Source organism: Streptomyces sp. BB1-1-1 (genome assembly GCF_031597775.1).
GTDB lineage: Bacteria > Actinomycetota > Actinomycetes > Streptomycetales > Streptomycetaceae > Streptomyces > Streptomyces thinghirensis.
In genome coordinates this window covers 3,669,681-3,685,797 of the sequence record NZ_CP134203.1, presented here as the reverse complement: position 1 = coordinate 3,685,797, position 16,117 = coordinate 3,669,681, and the positions used below count along the sequence as shown (strand labels likewise).

21 protein-coding genes are annotated in these 16,117 nt (G+C 69.2%); 12 read left to right on the top strand and 9 right to left on the bottom strand.

Annotation, left to right across the window (positions count from 1 at the left end):
* Positions 1-179: 179 nt before the first annotated feature.
* On the bottom strand, positions 180-458 hold the full coding sequence (locus RI578_RS16935) for a hypothetical protein (protein WP_310871854.1): 279 nt from the start codon (positions 456-458) through the stop codon (positions 180-182).
* The gene (locus tag RI578_RS16930) at positions 455-763 is read right to left on the bottom strand and encodes a hypothetical protein (protein WP_310871853.1); all 309 of its coding nucleotides are present in this window, start codon (positions 761-763) and stop codon (positions 455-457) included. The genes RI578_RS16935 and RI578_RS16930 overlap by 4 nt, the downstream gene beginning before the upstream one ends.
* Before the next feature lie 134 nt (positions 764-897).
* Here RI578_RS16930 and RI578_RS16925 point away from each other — a divergent pair, with 134 nt between their 5' ends.
* Positions 898-1,191, top strand: a complete 294-nt coding sequence (locus RI578_RS16925; protein ID WP_310871852.1) for a winged helix-turn-helix domain-containing protein — start codon at positions 898-900, stop codon at positions 1,189-1,191.
* A 61-nt stretch (positions 1,192-1,252) separates the two neighbouring features.
* A complete protein-coding gene (locus tag RI578_RS16920; protein ID WP_310871851.1) occupies positions 1,253-1,948 on the top strand; it encodes a hypothetical protein in 696 nt (231 codons plus the stop codon).
* A gap of 80 nt (positions 1,949-2,028) precedes the next feature.
* On the opposite strand, the gene RI578_RS16915 is transcribed toward RI578_RS16920, so the two are convergent.
* Complete coding sequence (locus tag RI578_RS16915; RefSeq protein WP_310871850.1) at positions 2,029-2,778, bottom strand: hypothetical protein; 750 nt, start codon at positions 2,776-2,778, stop codon at positions 2,029-2,031.
* A complete protein-coding gene (locus tag RI578_RS16910; protein ID WP_310871849.1) occupies positions 2,775-4,124 on the bottom strand; it encodes a putative T7SS-secreted protein in 1,350 nt (449 codons plus the stop codon). Before RI578_RS16910 ends, RI578_RS16915 begins: the two co-directional genes overlap by 4 nt.
* Before the next feature lie 110 nt (positions 4,125-4,234).
* On the opposite strand from RI578_RS16910, the gene RI578_RS16905 reads away from it, so the two are divergent.
* Positions 4,235-4,831 (top strand): hypothetical protein, encoded by a 597-nt coding sequence (locus RI578_RS16905; RefSeq protein ID WP_310871848.1) that lies wholly within the window; start codon positions 4,235-4,237, stop codon positions 4,829-4,831.
* Positions 4,832-4,835: 4 nt separating this feature from the next.
* On the opposite strand, the gene RI578_RS16900 is transcribed toward RI578_RS16905, so the two are convergent.
* The 5 genes from RI578_RS16900 to RI578_RS16880 form a co-directional block, all read right to left on the bottom strand.
* A complete protein-coding gene (locus tag RI578_RS16900) occupies positions 4,836-5,141 on the bottom strand; it encodes a hypothetical protein (RefSeq protein ID WP_121748539.1) in 306 nt (101 codons plus the stop codon).
* 21 nt (positions 5,142-5,162) lie between these two features.
* Complete coding sequence (locus RI578_RS16895) at positions 5,163-6,209, bottom strand: hypothetical protein (RefSeq protein ID WP_310871847.1); 1,047 nt, start codon at positions 6,207-6,209, stop codon at positions 5,163-5,165.
* Positions 6,197-6,853 carry a hypothetical protein gene (locus RI578_RS16890; protein ID WP_310871846.1) on the bottom strand — a complete coding sequence of 219 codons (657 nt, stop codon included), beginning with the start codon at positions 6,851-6,853 and terminating at the stop codon, positions 6,197-6,199. Before RI578_RS16890 ends, RI578_RS16895 begins: the two co-directional genes overlap by 13 nt.
* Positions 6,854-7,164: 311 nt before the next feature.
* A complete protein-coding gene (locus RI578_RS16885) occupies positions 7,165-8,112 on the bottom strand; it encodes a hypothetical protein (protein ID WP_310871845.1) in 948 nt (315 codons plus the stop codon).
* Positions 8,109-8,864 carry a hypothetical protein gene (locus RI578_RS16880; protein ID WP_310871844.1) on the bottom strand — a complete coding sequence of 252 codons (756 nt, stop codon included), beginning with the start codon at positions 8,862-8,864 and terminating at the stop codon, positions 8,109-8,111. Before RI578_RS16880 ends, RI578_RS16885 begins: the two co-directional genes overlap by 4 nt.
* Positions 8,865-9,453: 589 nt before the next feature.
* Here RI578_RS16880 and RI578_RS16875 point away from each other — a divergent pair.
* The 9 genes from RI578_RS16875 to RI578_RS16835 all read left to right on the top strand — a co-directional run bounded on the left by RI578_RS16875 (position 9,454) and on the right by RI578_RS16835 (position 16,072).
* Positions 9,454-10,179, top strand: coding sequence for a hypothetical protein (locus RI578_RS16875; protein WP_310871843.1), 726 nt, complete (start codon positions 9,454-9,456; stop codon positions 10,177-10,179).
* 18 nt (positions 10,180-10,197) lie between these two features.
* Positions 10,198-11,055, top strand: a complete 858-nt coding sequence (locus RI578_RS16870; protein ID WP_310871842.1) for a hypothetical protein — start codon at positions 10,198-10,200, stop codon at positions 11,053-11,055.
* Entirely contained in the window at positions 11,052-12,359 is a 1,308-nt protein-coding gene (locus tag RI578_RS16865) for an ATPase, T2SS/T4P/T4SS family (protein WP_310871841.1), read from the top strand. The genes RI578_RS16870 and RI578_RS16865 overlap by 4 nt, the downstream gene beginning before the upstream one ends.
* 5 nt (positions 12,360-12,364) lie before the next feature.
* Positions 12,365-13,411: a type II secretion system F family protein gene (locus tag RI578_RS16860; protein WP_310871840.1), complete on the top strand. Its 1,047-nt coding sequence runs from the start codon at positions 12,365-12,367 to the stop codon at positions 13,409-13,411.
* A complete protein-coding gene (locus RI578_RS16855) occupies positions 13,408-14,328 on the top strand; it encodes a type II secretion system F family protein (RefSeq protein ID WP_310871839.1) in 921 nt (306 codons plus the stop codon). Before RI578_RS16860 ends, RI578_RS16855 begins: the two co-directional genes overlap by 4 nt.
* Positions 14,329-14,415: 87 nt before the next feature.
* Positions 14,416-14,667: a hypothetical protein gene (locus RI578_RS16850; RefSeq protein WP_007443864.1), complete on the top strand. Its 252-nt coding sequence runs from the start codon at positions 14,416-14,418 to the stop codon at positions 14,665-14,667.
* Positions 14,668-14,708: 41 nt separating this feature from the next.
* Entirely contained in the window at positions 14,709-15,170 is a 462-nt protein-coding gene (locus RI578_RS16845; RefSeq protein WP_210958045.1) for a TadE family protein, read from the top strand.
* A complete protein-coding gene (locus tag RI578_RS16840) occupies positions 15,171-15,614 on the top strand; it encodes a TadE/TadG family type IV pilus assembly protein (RefSeq protein WP_310871838.1) in 444 nt (147 codons plus the stop codon). It begins immediately after the preceding gene.
* On the top strand, positions 15,611-16,072 hold the full coding sequence (locus tag RI578_RS16835) for a pilus assembly protein TadG-related protein (RefSeq protein WP_310871837.1): 462 nt from the start codon (positions 15,611-15,613) through the stop codon (positions 16,070-16,072). Before RI578_RS16840 ends, RI578_RS16835 begins: the two co-directional genes overlap by 4 nt.
* Positions 16,073-16,117: the final 45 nt, after the last annotated feature.

Sequence of the window (16,117 nt, the reverse complement as noted above, 5' to 3'; positions counted from 1 at the left end):
CTAGCGGTGAGGTTGCTGGTTTCGCCAGAGCGAACTGTCCCAACAGCACGGGCATTTCGGTCTTTTGCTGTCATTTTCGCGATGTGCTGTGTCCTGATCGTGTCCCAGCGGGCGAGGGGCCGGAAGCGGCCCCGGGTGCGCTGGGGAGTGCGGCGTCCGGGGCCGTTGGGGGGCCTTCTCTATAGCGGTGCTGTGCACCTCGGGCACGTGCACGGCGGGTTCGTCGGCGGGCAGGGAATCTGTTCGGTGGGTGGTCCGTCGGTTCGGTTGCGGCGGCGGGCGACGGAGTCCAGTAGTTCCAGCACGTCGGTCATGGGCGGGTAGTACTCGGCGCACTCAGGGCACGCGTAGACGTTGAAGCCGGGGCCCGTGGCCGCGTGGACCTCGTGGACCAGGACCGGTTCGTCGGTCGTGCGCCGGCAGCGGGCGCACATCCGCAGGGGAGGCCGTCCGGTCATCGGGTCACCGCCGGGATCCGTACGCCGTGGATGTGCCTCGGGCCGACGTCGATGCCGAGGGTGGCCAGGTGTGCGGCGCGGCGGCGTTCGGCGGGGTCCAGGACGTAGGGGCGTACGAGGCGGGACGCGTTGCCGTCGAGGATCTCGGTGAAGCGGGGCGGGGGTGCCGGGATGAAACGCAGGGGCGGCGCGGTGCCGAGGCGGTGACGGCCCCGAGGGCGGCTGGGCGTACAGATGCTCAGCATCCAGGCGAGGAGGCGGGCGGTAAGTCCAGCATGTTGGCGCTCCTTTGCAGCGTCGGCCATGCCCCGGGACGGCCTTCATCCGTCGCCGGGGTCTGTTTGTGATTGGCACGCTACAGGGTGCGATGACGTGGTGTATAGCGGTTAACCGCACTCCAGCCAGACGTGCAGCTCGGTGCTGTCGTACGTTGTTCGATATGACGCCAGATTCAGGGCAGTCGCCGATTGACCCCACCAAGATCGCCTACGTGTACATGCAGATGGCTGATCACATTGCCGAGCAGATCTCCAAGGGTGAGCTCCGGCCTGGCGCTCGTTTGCCGGGGGAGCGTGATCTGGCCGCCGAGTACGGGGTCGCGCATCTGACCGCCCGGCGCGCTACGCGCGAACTCCGCGAACGCGGCCTCGTCGTCACCCTCCCCGCCAAGGGCACCTTCGTCGCCTACCCGCCGGAAGCCGGTCAGGTGGCGGACGACGACTCTGAGGCGTAGGTCTGCCGGGCACGGATCTCGCGGGCGTTCGCGGCCGCGCCGTGCTCGTTAGGGTGGGCGCGTGGCAGACGGCATATCCGCGGCGGGGGCCGCTGTTCGGCCGGAGCGGGGTGGCGGTACGGGCGTGTGGTGGCGGGCCGATTGGGTTCGGTGGCTGCTGTTCAGCCTGGTGTGCGCCGGCGGTTCGCTCGGGCTCTCCTGGCTGGGGCCCGTGGTGCCGCTTCCGTCTGTGCTGCGGGGCGTTGGGCTCCTGCTCGCCGTCCTGGTGCTTCCGCTGGCTTCGCTGATGGTCCCGTTGCTCGTGTTGCGGAGGGTGCCGCGCAAGAAGAGGAAGCTCGCATGGCAGCTCACCGTTCCCCTGATGGCCGGGATGGCCATGGGATTTTTCGGCACCGACGCCGGTGGTCAGGTCGCTCTGGCGGACCGGGGTGAGTGGACCGACGCCGTGGTCGTACGCATGGATGACAGCGGAACCAACCACTGCGACCTGCGCTCGGTCGACGGGTGGGCGATATCCCCCTCGCTCTCGGAGGGCGACGGCTGCGAGGACTGGGTGTCGAAGGGCGACAAGCTGCGCGTGCGCTACGACCCGGAAGGCATCGCCAGTCCGACCGAGGACCGGGACAGCGACTCGAACGGAGTGTTCCTCGCGACGCTCTTCGGGGCGGCCGTCGTGATGGGCACGTGGGGTGGTGTACGTCAGAGCAGGTGGGACCGGGAGTATGACGAGCGGGCGAGCGGGGCCCGACGGGGGTGAGGACGCCGCGCGACGATCGGCTCGTGTCGACGACCCCCATGCGTGGCTCCAGCGGAAGGCCGTTGTCTCGGCGTTGCTGCTCAGCGGTCCGTCGGCTCGGCGTCCCGCGACGGCTCACCGAATGTGAGGGTGCGCCCTACGTGCGCCAGGCGGGCACTGTAGGAATCGAGCAGGAAGACGGACGGTGTGGAGATGGTGACGTACACGCAGTAGCTGTGGGGTGCGGGCACGATCAACTGCAGAGCGGCCACCGGGAGGGGCGGCACGCTGATCCCGGCCTCGAGGGCGGGCAGGCGGAGTGTGCGAAGCGACGTCGACATCACGCCCGGACCGCACGGCAGCTTGGTGGCGAGCACCATGTCCTGCGGACCCTGCAGTCCTTCACCGAGTGGGAAACTGATCTCCTCCAAGCGGTCTTCGGAGACGTTGGAGAAGAACTTCCGCGCGGTCGCCTGGTAGATGCCCTCCGCAGTGAAGAGGCGCTGAGCCGGGCTGTGTTCACTCGGCCGGACGGTGACCGCGAGCAGGCCCATGGACAGGCGCTCACCGCCGCCCACCTCCTCGGTGCCGATGCACATGGCGGTGAGGAGCACGTTCTCCCTGGCGCTCAACAGCGGCAACTGGCGGCGCAGGCCGTCACTGGCCGCTTCCTGGGCCTCCGCGTCGGCCCCGGGCAGCAGCTCGGCCATGGCCTGCCGCCAGCCCTCGGAGGCCGTGGGCTCCGGAAGCCGGACGAACTCGTCGGGGACGTCGTGGTGGAAGGCGTACTGGAAGGGAGCCGCCGCGTTGCGCTCGATCTCGTCGGCCGGTCCATGGGTCACCGTGTTCATGCGGCCACGCCCATCTGCGAGGGATCGAGGTGCTTGGTGAAGGTGCTGCCCGAGGAACTCAGGGCGGTCGGAGCGTCGAACGTGGCGGAGGAAGGGCCCGGAGCCACTACTTCGTCCTCGTCGGCCGGACCGAAGTAGTCCATGAACGGGCCGACCACGGGAATGTCACCGATCTTGGACTCACCGTCCGTCCACCGGCCTTGGTCCCACGTTCCGCTGTGCATGTTGGAACCGATCGCTAGGGCGGCGCCCGCCCACGTGGCCGCCTTGTCGACGGCGGTGCCGGCCGCGACGAACGACCAGCCCTTGCCGGCCATGCCGAGACCGCGTGCGGAATTGGCGACACCACTGGGCAGCCCGCGAAGCCCGTTGAGGAGATTGCCGAACCGAACGTTGCCCAGGGCCTTCATGAAGCCGGACGACAGCCGTAGCTCCCGGCCGGCGGTGACCAGGGCGCGACCGGACTGGGCGAGCCGGGAGCCGGCCAGGCTGAGACCGCCGGCGAAGACACCGACGGCGTCCCAGGCGATGGTCTCCCAGGTCACGTCGGCACCACCGGCCTTGGCGGCCAGGTGGAAGGCGAGCGCGAGCCCGGCAATGATGAAGGCGGCGACACCCAGGCCGGAGAAGAAGATCGCGAGGACGCCGACCACCATGGCGATGTCCGCAAGGATGTCGCCGATGAGCTTCCAGAAGTTCGGGTCTGTGATGGTGTCCCAGGCATCCGCGAGCAGATCGCCGACCGCGTCCAGCGCTTCGTCGAACCAGCCGGGCTCGGGAGGGGCGTCGTCGGCGGCGCCCTTGACCAGACGCGTGACGTCCGCCGCGGCCTGCTCGTGCTCGGTCTGGAGCGAGTGCGCCCGGCTGCGGACCGCGGACAGCTCGCCGGTGGCGGAGTCCAGGTCGCCCTTCTTCTCCTTGGCTTCCTTCTCGTGCTTCTTTTCGTCCTTCTCCGACATGCCCGAGGTGGACGAAGGCAGGGAGTCCACCGCGCTTCGCGCGGAGTTGACCTTGCGGGCAGCTTCCGCCGCCTCTTCCTCCAATTTCCTTGCCCGCGCCTGGAACCCGTCCAGTTGCCTTTCCCAACTGCTGAGTGCCCGGTGAGCCGTGTCCAGGGATCCCAGAGCCTTCTTCAGGTAGGGAGGCACAGCCGAGTAGGTGTCCTGGAACGCGGTGGCGGACTTGCCTGCCCAAATGCCGTCCGACGTCCCCATCTTGCTCAGCTCCGTCTGAGCCGTGTCGCCGCCACTGGTGACGCGGCCCACCGCCTTCACCAGATCGCGTACGGACTCGAGATCACCCGGCGCTGGGTCGAACCCCAGATTCGGGTACTTATCGGAACTCATCGGACTTCTCCCCGTGATTTCTGTGCAGGCTGCGCCGGTAAGTTACCAGCGGCACCTGTATGCCACGATAGGACGCCCGCTCCCCGCACGAGCCGAAGGAGGAGGCGGCCATGGACGAACGGCATCTCGTCAACGAACTGATGAAGGCGGTCGCGGAAGAGGCGCGTGAGTTCGCGGTCAGACCGCGCTTTCCCGGTCTGAAGAAATTCGCGGCCTTCGCCTACGTGGCCGAGAGGTTCGGCTACCGCTATCTGGGGCACGCCCCGGGGAACGCAGCTCTGAACAACCCTTACTTTCTCTTTCGTCGCATGCCCGATGCCCGCGAGCGAGCCACCGCTCTCATGGGGGCCGACGCGGCCGCTCCTGTCGGGAACGCGCTGCCGGGTATGCGCCCGGGGCTCGGTTTCACTCCGATCCCGGCGGCGCGGCCCGAGGTGGAAGTTCTTTATTCGCAAATGGTCGTTGACGCGAGTGGCCGGTACAACCCCCGCGTGCTGAGTAACATTCTGATTCTGCCGATCGTCATGGCGATTTTCCTCATCTTCCCCGGCTACACGGTCGACAATGTACTTATTGCGGCGGGGATCTGGCTGGCCTTCTTCGCGCTCTATCTGGTCGGCCTCTGCGTGTCGCGGTACCGACGGGCCAAGCACCTCGCACGTCTTGCCGCGGCGGGTGTGGAATGGCCTCCCCAAGTGGATGTATGAGTGGTCACTTCTTATTCTTGGCCCCGGACTTCTTCAGCTCGTCGTAGAGCGTCTGGTCCATTTTGAGGAATTCGTCGGAGGCCTTGTTGGCGAACTTCGAGACGCCCTTGGTCAACTTGGACAGTTGGCCGAAGCCGTAGTCCCAGGAACCGGCGAAGTCGTCGCATGCGGACTGGAGTCCGGAGTGGCCGACCTGACTCGAGTCGGCGCGTGACATCTCCTTCGACGCGTCCTTCATGCGGCCACCGCTGTTCTCAAGGGTGCGGGCCATCTCCTTCACATCGTCGGCGAAGAACTTCAAGAACGACATGGGTGCCTGCTCCTAACCTGGTCAGCGGTTGATCGACTGAATTTCCTGGACGACGACCTCTTGGTCGTTGCCGAAGGTCCCGTCGGGCAGATCACCGCCGGCGCCGCCGCTGCCGGTCCAGGCGACCTCCCAGGTGACCGTGGCCTGGAGCTTGAAGGTGCCGTCTCCCGAGGAGCGCAGGTACTTGATGCCGCAGGGCGGGTTCTGGTCGGCCTTGCCCTTGGCGTACGGCTCCCCGATCGAATCGTCGTCGTTGATCGTGCACTCGCCGGAGGCAGGGTAGGTCTCGGCGTCCGGTGTGCCCGGCTCCAGCTTGAGCGAGACGGGGGTGGCGGTGGTGGTGGCCTGGATGTTCACGCCGCCGACGTCGAGCGACGCCGTGACCGACACCTCGTCGAACTCCGCCTTGTCCAGCCAGGCCCAGGTGGGCAGGTTGACCTTGGTCGCGTCCGCCGGGGCGAGGGTGACCGCGGTGTCGGGGACCTTGATCCTGGCGTAGGCGAGCTGGGCGAGGATCTCCGGAGTGACGGCGTTCTCGACGGTCGGCGCTTCGCCGTTCTCGACCCAGAACGTCTGGGTGTCACAGGCGAAGGCCGCCGGGTCGCCCGCTTCGGCGCGCTTCTCGTCCCGAACCGAGTCCCACCAGATTCCTTTCCCCGCCTCCTTCTTGTTGAAGTCCTCGTAAGGCTCACCGTTGATGTAGTGGTCCTGCGAAAGCCGGTACGCCTCACCCACTCCACTGGCGTGGGGTATGTCCCAGCGCTCGCGGAACTCGTCGGCGAACTCGTCCGGAGTCCACTTGGGCTCGTACCAGCAGGCGGGTGGGCTCCAGTCTTCCGCGGGCGTGAATCCACCAGATGTATCCGTTCCGCCTCCGCGGGTCGAACCGGTGAAGACGATGCGTGATTCGAGTGTCTGGCCCCCGTCCCCGTCGTTGTTGCCCTCGACATCGAACTGGGACCCGCCGGGATCCTTGGCGAACGCGGTGCCGGACGCGGCGAGCACGCACGTGGCTGCCAAAGCCCCCGCCGCCGTCGCTATGAGCCGGGCCTTCCTCACTGCACGCATGTCTCGCTCCCCCGTACAGAAGTACCGTCGGTCGTCTGCCAGACGCCCTGTTCCGTCTTCTCCAGCCGAGTGTTGTACAGCACGTAGGAATCGTCAGTGGCCGGAGCCTTGTCGACCTTTCCGGTCTTGCGGTCCTTGTTGTAGGCCTTTGTCTCGTCGGCGCAGAAGGAGACACCCGCGGACTTCTCGTCGAAGAGTTCGACCTTGGGATTGAAGTACCGGGTGGTTCCGGTGTACGTGATTCCGGCATCCAGCCACTTCTGCACCCACTTCACGGAGGTGGTGAGTGCCTTGCCCTCGTAGTAGAAGGTCAGACCCGGAGTGTCCGTCTTGCCCTGGGTGATGGCATGGTTCATGGCGGTCTGCGCTCGCGCCGCGTCGGACAGGATGGTGTCCTTGGCCGCGTCACCCGTCTCCCACTTCTCGAAGACGTCCTTGACGCCCTTCGGAAGCGTGATCTCCGGGCGGTCGGCGGAGTCCGACGCGGCGCCGCTCGGTGCCGTGGCCGCAGGAGAGCTTTCGGTGTCCGCGCCGGCGATCTTGTCGTTGTCCTGGGACTTGTCGTCCCCGTCTCCACAGGCCGTGAGGAGTAGCGCTGCCGTTGCAGCGAATGCGGTGGCAACGGGCAAAGAACGGCGCTTCACAGTGGGCTCCCCGTGAGACAAAGATTCGGTCAAGAGGTCTGACGGTAGTGCTGGGGTTGTTGGTTTCGCCAGAGCGAACTTCCCCGAAAAGACGGACAATGCCGGGCGTACCACGCGCTATGTGGGAGCGGTCGTGTCCTGTCCGTGTCCTGATCGGTGACGGTTCAAGACACATGCACTAGGCCCGGTCGTCGGTCGCGTGACGCTCGACCCCCTCGACGTGGGCATTTCCGGCAGGGGTGGGTGCGCCAGGGCTTCCGTCAGCAGAACGGAATGGAGCGATGCCTTTCGGGCCGCGGGGACGTCGGCGGTCAAGTGAAGGCTCCCTTGGGCACTTCCACCGTTCGCCACTCCACCCACCGAGCGAGGCGTTCGTCGCGGCCCGCCAGCCACAGCAGGAGATACGGCGCCACCAAGCCCACTGGCACCATGATCCCCGTGGGCAGGAACCAGCCCAGCTGGGCGGTGCCCAGGCAGGCGGCCAGCAAGGATGTCGCCATGCGGGCGAAGGAGGCCGCGACCGCCAGTGTCGCCTGGCGGCTCCCCGGGCTTCGCCGCAGTGCCGCGCTGATCGAGGTGCCCACCGCGGTGCCCGAGAAGAAGCCCCAGAGCAGGCCGCCGGGCAGGAACATGGCGGGTGCGCCCGCGTCCGGGAAGCCGAAGGACAGGCCGCACAGCAGGCCCGCGAAGGCTCCGCCGAAGCCGCAGACAAGGACGGCCGTACCGGCGAGGTGGGCGCGCATCCGCTCGCCGACGGTCAGACCGTCGGCACCGGGCACCATCGGGAAGACGGAGCCCGAGCACACGGCGAACAGGGGTGGGCCCAGCACGAGGAGCAGAGCCGCGCCGAACAGGCCGTCGGTCCTTCCGGGGCTGTCGGAGGCCGGGAAGATGCCTTCCACTTGCCAGGCTGCCGCCGCCAGCAGCACGGTGATCAGCCACTGGGCTGCCAGCAACACCCAACCCGCACCGATCCTCGCCCGTCGCAGCCACGCCACCGGCGCCTGCAGCAGGCCGGCGAGGGGCATCGCTACGAGGAACCAGGCGACGATGAACGCCTCCATGCCACGGCCCGTCGCCCGGACGCGTTCGAAGAAGGCAGGCGAGGAGGGCAGCCCGAACCGTTCCGGTGTCGCGACCAGCGCGATGGTAAGGGCGAGTGCTCCCGCGATCGCCGTCGCGCCCGCCGTGATTCGCAGGGCGTTGACCCGGGAGCGCGCGGCATCGGTCCCCGTGCGTGCGTCAGACGTCCCGCTCACCCCAGCTTCCCGTTCCCCAGCTTTCCGTTCTGCGCCGACACCACCGCCGCCGGCAGCTTCGCGTCGCTCGGCCTGGCGTTGGCGATGGCGCTGCCGTCGACCGAGAAGTACACGGCGAGTACGTCGCCGCTGCGCACGGCCTGGGTGTGCACGGTGTGGGTGACGCCACGGAACGTCAGCGTGGAACGGAACCCGAGGGACTCGTCGCCGGCCGCCGCCACCGGCTTCTCGGCGGTCACCGAGTCGTACACGCTCGTGTTCTCGTCGGACTTGGCCGTGAAGCCGCCACCGCAGGCGTCCACCGCCTTCGACAGACCGGACATCGCGGGCTCGGCGCCGCCGGGCTCGTACGCCGTGAGCGTTACGTACGTGAACGCGCCGATGTTCGCGCCACCGCTGTCGACGACGCGCGTGAGGTCGGCCTGGGGGTCTCCGAGGGGGAGTTGGTTCATGGCCAGGGCCAGCGGGGCGCAGGCGGGCTTGTCCACCGTGACCTCCTTCGCCGACTTGGCGAACACGAACTCGTCGTCGGGCTCCGTGACCTTCCTGTCGCCGGGGGCGTCCGCCTGCGTGATGGCGAGCTGCTTCAGCCGCTCCTCCGGCGTCGCCTGCTGCTCCTGCTGTTCCTGCGTCGCGGTCGCCGCCGGCTTGTCCGCGTCCGAACCGGAGCCGGAGTCCCCGCCGCAGGCGGTGAGCGCGGCGAGGGAGAGCAGGGAGAGGGCGGAGAGGGCTGCCGTGGTGGGTCGGTTCATGGGGTTCCTTGAAATGTGTGGGGGAGAGGGGGCGGCAAGGAACGGTCCGGGTCCGGGCCCGGGTGGTGACTGTCAGAGGCCCGAGCTCCTCCCCCCGGGTGGTGTCCTGGTGCTGCTGCCCCGAGTCACTGATCCGAGCGAAGATCATGGCATGGGGGGTCCGGTCCCCCACGGGCTCTCTCGTGAGTGAATCGTGCAGGCATCATGGCCGCGCCGTGACGAACGGCACCCGAAGGGTGTCTCGGCGTATTGGTTCGTGATTCGCGAGCGCACAGTCGAGTTGCCCGGTCACGAGGCCGTACTCAAGGGGGCTCTTGATGTGTGCAGTTGCAGATGGGTAATGGTGGCGGGGCGGTGCGTCAGAGGGCGGGCACGCCTTGAGGGGCTTATGTGCTGCTGGTACGGTGCGATGGCTTGACACTCGCCTTCAGCGCTCGGTATTCGCCCAGGTCGGACAGGTACGTCAGGGGATGTCCCTGGGCGTCACCAGTCAGGCAGGCGCGGGTGAAGTGTCTGAATTTGCAGGTTATTCCGCGTACTTGAGCAGTACGTGACAGTCGATTTTCTTGGTTGTACGGGGAGCGGTTGCGTGAAGATCCAGGAGCGTACGGGGGCGGGCGCGGGACGTTCCGCGGCTCCGGCTCAGCCGTCGGTCGGCGACCGGCTTCCCAGCCCTCCTCGCGAGCGCAAGCCGGCGCTGGCCGCGCTGGCGGTGCTGCTGATCCTGCTGGGCGCGCTGGGCGCGACGATGCTGGTGCTGCGGGTCGGGGACCGGGTCGAGGTCGTCAAGGTGACGGCGGACATCCAGGCCGGCGAGTCCATCGGCGACAACGCCACATCCGTCATGGTCGCGGCCGACGACAGCATCAACTACGTCGAGTGGACGAAGCTCGAGGCACTCAAGGACCTGAAGGCCAAGTCCACGATCTACAAGGACACGGTCGTGATGGGGCAGATGTTCGCCGCGGGGGAGGCGCTTCCCGCAGGCAAGGCGTCCGTGGGTCTCGCCCTCAAGGAGGGCCAGTACCCGACGGGCATCAAGCCGGGTGACATCGTCGCCGCCTACCGCACCGGCGCGAACAACTCCGGCTCCTCCGGTTCCTCGGACTCCTCCGACAGCGACGCGTCGTCCTCCGCCTCGGGTGGGGCCATCGTCACCGATGCCCGCGTGACCGCCGTCAAGGGCGAAGGCGACTCCACCGTCACCACCGGCAACAAGGCCGTCACCGTTCTCGTCGACGAAGGCGACGCCGCCGCTCTCGCCTCGGCGGCCGCCGCCGGCGAGGTCGCCGTCGTACGCGTCCCCGGCAAGTAGAAGGCGACCCCCGCAGCCATGGCCCTCATCGCCCTCGCCGCCGACAAGGGTTCCCCCGGCGTCACCACCGCGGCCGTCGCCCTCGCGGCGGTCTGGCCGCGCCGCGTCCTGCTCGCCGAGACCGACCCGGCGGGCGGCGACCTGGTGTACCGGTCCGCAGCCGCGCACGGCGGTCCGCTCAACCCCAACACCGGCATGCTGTCGATCGCCGCCACCGCGCGGCGCGGCCTCGTGCCCGACCAGCTCTGGGACCACGTACAGCCACTCAGCGGCGGCCTCGAAGTCCTCGTCGGCCTCGGCAACTCCGAGCAGGCTGCCGGTCTCGCGGGCCTGTGGCCCACCCTCGGCCGGGCCTTCGCCTCCCTCGCCGACTCCCCGAACGCGCCCGCCGACGTCATCGCCGACTGCGGCCGCGTCAGCGGGGACACCCCGGCCGCGGAACTGTTCCCGCACGCCGCGCTCGTACTCCTCATCTCCCGTACCGAGCCGGAGGCCATCGCCCGCGTCCGCGACCGCGCCGCCGCCCTCTCCGCCAAGCTGCACGGCGGCCCGCGCGGCGCCGCGAGCCTCGGCATGCCGATGATCGGCGTCGTGCTCGTCGCCGACACGAACAACGCCGCCAAGCTCTCGGGCCAGGTCAACGACATGCTCGTGCACGCGCAGACCGGCGCCCGCGTGGTCGGCACGATCGCCGACGACCCGGCCGGCGCCGACCAGCTGGCCGGACGCAAGCGCGGGCGGCTGGAGAAGTCGCTACTCATCCGCTCCGCCCGTAAGGTCACCTCGGACCTGTACCAGCAGTTCGGCGCCGCCTGGTCCGTGCCCACCGGACCCGCCGGCACCGGCATGACCGGCCACGCGGGGGCCGGCCGATGACCGCTGTCGACCACTCGTTGGTCAAGCGGTTCCGGCAGGACGCCGGCGACCGCATCTCCGAGCAGCGCCGTCAGGACCAGGTCAGCGGCGTCACGCCGATGTCCACCGAGGACGAGCGGCAGTACGCGCGCGCCGTCATCGCGCAGATCCTGGAGGAGTACGCCCGCGCCGAGATCAACGCCGGGCGTACGCCGCTGGACGCGGAGACGGAGGAGCAGTACGCCGCCGCCGTGCACGCCGCGCTGTTCGGCGTCGGGCGGCTCCAGCCGCTCCTCGACGACCCCGAGGTCGAGAACATCGACATCAACGGCTGCGACCACGTCTTCGTCGGCTACTCCGACGGGCGCGAGGAGCGCGGCGAGCCGGTCGCCGAGACCGATGAGGAGCTCATCGAGCTGATCCAGATCCTCGGCGCCTACTCGGGTCTGTCGTCCCGCCCCTTCGACTCCGCCAACCCGCAGCTGGACCTCAGACTGCCGGACGGTTCGCGTCTGTCGGCGGTCATGGACGTCGCCCGTCGCCCGGCGCTGTCCATCCGCCGCGCGCGCATGGGCAAGGTCTTCATCTCCGACCTGGTCGGCAACGGCACCCTCGCCCCCGAACTCGGCCACTTCCTGGCCTGCGCGGTCCGCGCCCGCAAGAACATCATGATCGCGGGCGCCACGAACGCCGGCAAGACGACGCTGCTGCGCGCCCTCGCCAACGAGATCCCCCCGCACGAGCGGCTCATCACGGTCGAGCGAGCCCTGGAGCTCGGCCTCGACACCTTCCCCGACCTCCACCCCAACGTGGTGGCGTTCGAGGAGCGGCTGCCCAACTCCGAGGGCCAGGGCACGATCAGCATGGCGGAACTGGTCCGCCGTTCCCTCCGTATGAACCCCTCCCGCGTCATCGTCGGTGAGGTGCTCGGCGACGAGATCGTGACCATGCTGAACGCGATGTCACAGGGCAACGACGGCTCGCTGTCCACGATCCACGCCAACAGCTCGCACGAGGTCTTCAACCGTATTTCGACGTACGCCCTCCAGGCCACGGAGCGGCTGCCGATCGAGGCCAGCCAGATGCTGGTGGCCGGCGCCGTCAACTTCGTCGTCTTCATCCAGCGGCGCAACAACTTCCAGAGCGGCGGACGGCTCCAGCGCATGGTCACCTCGGTCCGCGAGGTGAACGGCGTCGACGGCCGCGTGCTGTCCAGCGAGGTCTTCGCGGAGACGCCCGACGGCCGGGTCGTACCGCACGCCCCCATAGCCTGCCTGGAGGAACTCATCGCCTACGGCTACCGGCCCAACGGAACGTGGGGGTGACGGAAATGACGAAGCCCACGACCCTGGCCGCGCTGGACTCGCTCAGCTCCATGGGCGGCCTGTTCTCCACCACGGTCCTGTACGCGCTCGGCTGTGGCGTCGCCGTCGGCGGCGGACTCGCCCTCCTCCTTATCGCCGTACGCGGACTGCCCGCCAAGCCCGAGCACGAGAAGCGCCAGGCCAGCGAGCGGGCCAACGAACTGATCCGCTGGGCGGGCCGGCGCGGCTCCCTGGCGGCCATCGTCGGCCTCGTCGTCCTGCTCCTCACCCGCTGGGCGGTGCTGGGCATCGCGGCCGGCATCCTCGTCTTCTTCTGGGACCGTCTCTTCGGCGGCGCCGCCGAGGAACGCGCCGCCATGAAGCGGGTGGAGGCCCTCGCCTCCTGGACGGAGTCGCTGCGCGACACCATCGCGGGCGCGGTCGGCCTGGAGCAGGCCATCCCGGCCTCGGCCCGCGCCGCCGCCCCGGTCCTGCGCCCGCACCTGGAGGCCCTGGTCGACCGGCTGCGCTCCCGCACGCCGCTGCCCGAGGCGCTCCAGCACCTCGCCGACGAGATCGACGACGCTTCCGCCGACATCATCGTCGCCGCGCTGATCCTCAACGCGCGGCTGCGCGGCCCGGGCCTGCGCCAGGTGCTCGGCGCGCTCGCCAAGTCGGCGCGCGAGGAGGTCGACATGCGCCAGCGCGTGATGGCCCAGCGCGCCTCGACCCGCCGTTCCGTCCAGATCGTCGTGGCGGTGTCGGTCCTCTTCGTCCTCGGCCTGTCCATCTTCAACCGGGACTTCGTCGAGCCGTACGGCTCGCCCGTGGGCCAGCTCGTACTGGCCTGTGTGTGCGGGCTGTTCGCGCTGGGGTTCTGGTGGATGCGTAAGTTGTCGACCATCGAGACGCCCGACCGCTTCCTGGTCCGGGACGGCTCCGACGTGCAGTTCGTGCGCCCCCGCACACCGGGTCAGTCGGGCCGGCCCGGTCAGCCGGGCCAGCCCGCGCAGCGGCTGCCGCAACCGTCCCAGCCGCCGCAGGCGTCTGGGGACGAGGGGGTACGACGATGAACCTGACAATGCCGGTACTGGTCGGCGCCGTCATCGGCCTGGGCGTCTACGCCCTGGTTCGCGCCCTGATGCCGAGCAGACGGAGCCCGGTCCAGCAGGTCGCACGGATCGACGCGATGCGGGCACGGGGGGCGGCGTACGAGTCGACCCGCGTGGCGAAGGACACCAGCCGCCTCGGCTCGCTGCGCGCCCAGGTCGGCGCACGCGTCGCCGAGTTGTACATGCAGCAGGGCTGGGAACTGCGGTCGCTGCGCGCGGACCTGGCGGTGCTGGACCGCAGCTGGGAGAAGTTCCTGGCGACGAAGGCGCTGCTGGCCGTGGGCGGCCTGTTCTTCGGTCCGCTCCTGTTCGCCATCGTCTGGCAGCTGGGCTTCGGCGACAGCCCGATCATCCCGGTCTGGCTGGCCCTGCTCTGCGCGGCGCTCTTCTTCTTCCTCCCCGACCTGGAGGTACGCCGGGACGCCGCAGACAAACGCCGTGACCTGCGGCGCGTGATCGGCGCGTACCTGGACCTGGTGTCCATGAGCCTGGCCGGCGGACGCGGTCTGCCAGAAGCCCTGATGGCGGCGGCGGAGGTGTCGGACGGCTGGGCGACCCACCGCATCCGCAACGCCCTGTCCGACGCGCGCATCACGGGCACCAGCCAGTGGCAGGCGCTGGGGCAGCTGGGCGAGGACCTGGGCGTCGAGGAGCTCAAGGACCTCTCCGCCTCGCTCGCCCTGGTGGCGGACGACGGAGCCAAGGTCCGCGAGTCACTCGCCTCCCGCGCCGAGACCATGCGGCACCGCGAACTCGCCGAGATCGAAGGCAGCGCGGGCGAGAAGTCCCAGTCGATGCTCGTGGCCCAGCTCCTGCTGTGCGCCGGGTTCCTGGTGTTCCTGATCTATCCGGCGGCGATGCGGGTGTTTCAGGTGTGACGCAGCTTTCGACGCAGCTTTCTCAGCTTCGCTTCAGCAGCTCCGAGCCGCTTCGCTCCCAGAACTGACACGAGAGGACAACTCACCATGAACGGACGGAACTTCCGCACCGGCATCCCGGCCGTGGACTTCCTGGTCACCTTCCTGCAGGGCCGCGTGGAGCGTGCCCGCTCCGGCGAGCTGGACCGCGGCGCGTCCGCGGTCGAGTGGGTCATCATCTCGGCGGTCGTCGTCGCGATCGTCGGCGTGGTGGCCGCCATCATCAGCCAGGCGCTGGACAAGGGCGCCACCAAGGTCGGCGAGTGCATCGAGGGCGCCGACGCGAGCGGCACCTGCTGAGCGGACTCGGACTCGGATTCGGACGTACGGGGTACACGGGGATGCCGGCAGACGTGCTCAGACGGGTGCGCCGCAGGGTGGAGGCCGCACGTGAAGCGGCGGCCACCCGCGGCGATTCCGGGATGACCGCTATCGAGTTCGTGTTCCTCACGCCGATCCTGTTCTTCATGATCTTCGCGACGGTGCAGTTCGGGTTGTACTTCTTCGCGGACCACGTCGCCCAGGCCGCCGCCCAGGCGGGCGCGAGAAAGGCCCGCGCGACGGCGCACGACCAGCCCGGCGCGTGGCGGGGCGAGGCGCGGGACGTGGTGGACAGCTACATCCGCCAACTCGGCCCGCAGCTCGTGGTCGCGCCGGACGTGACCATGCTCCAGCCGGAGCAGGACACGGTCGGCGTGGAGATCACGGCCCGTATCCCGACGGTGTTCCCGGGGCTCGACCTGACGGTGCACGCGCAGTCGGTGGGGCCGGTGGAGCGGTTCGTGCAGGAGGGGGAGAACTAGATGGACGACCGCGTCTCCCGCACGGCAATCGCCCGCCCGTGGCGCACCGACGACACGGACCGGGGCCTGTCCACCATCGAGGTGGTGATCCTGGCCCCGGTGATGATCCTCTTCATCCTCGTCCTGGTGGCCTTCGGCCAGTTGGTCGACGGCCGCGGCGCTCTCGACGGCGCGGCCCGGGACGCGGCACGCGCGGGCTCGATCCAGAAGGACCACGGCACGGCGATCGCGGAGGCCAAGAAGGCCGCGGCGGCCAACCTGGAGGGCGTCTGCTCCGGCCCGGTCTCGGTCGTCCAGAAGAGCGAAGGCTTCGAACCGGACACCCTCTTCACGGTCGAGGTCAGCTGCGAGGTACGCGGCCTGGCGATGATCGGCCTCGACATCCCCACCACCCTCTCGGCGAGCTTCAGCTCCCCGCTGGACCCGTACCGGAGGACGGCGTGAGATCCCTCGCACGCGAGTGGCTCGCGGACCGGCACGCCCGGCTGGACGACCGCGGCTCGGGTGCCGGCGCGGTCATCATCTTCGCCCTGGTCTTCCTCGCCCTCTCCGCCTTCGTCATCGACGGGGGCATGTCCATCTCCAAGCGCGAACGCGCCGCGGACATCGCCGAACAGGCCGCCCGCTACGCCGCCCAGGACATCGACCGCGAGGCCCTCTACGACGACGTGGGCGGCCCCGCCCCCATCAACTACGAGAACTGCGACGCGAGGGTCAAGGCCTTCGCCGCGGAGATGGACATGGCCGGCCAGGACATCGCCGCGACGCACTGCGTGACGGCCGACGCCGAGCAGGTGCAGGTCGAGGTCCGGCTCACCTACTCCCCGGTCTTCACGGGGATGTTCTACGGCGGCGACGTGGTCGTCCACGGTCAGGCGGTGGCGGAGAACGAGGTGGGCTGACCCGACGCCCCCGCCTCTGCCCGCTCCCCATCCCCCCCACCAACG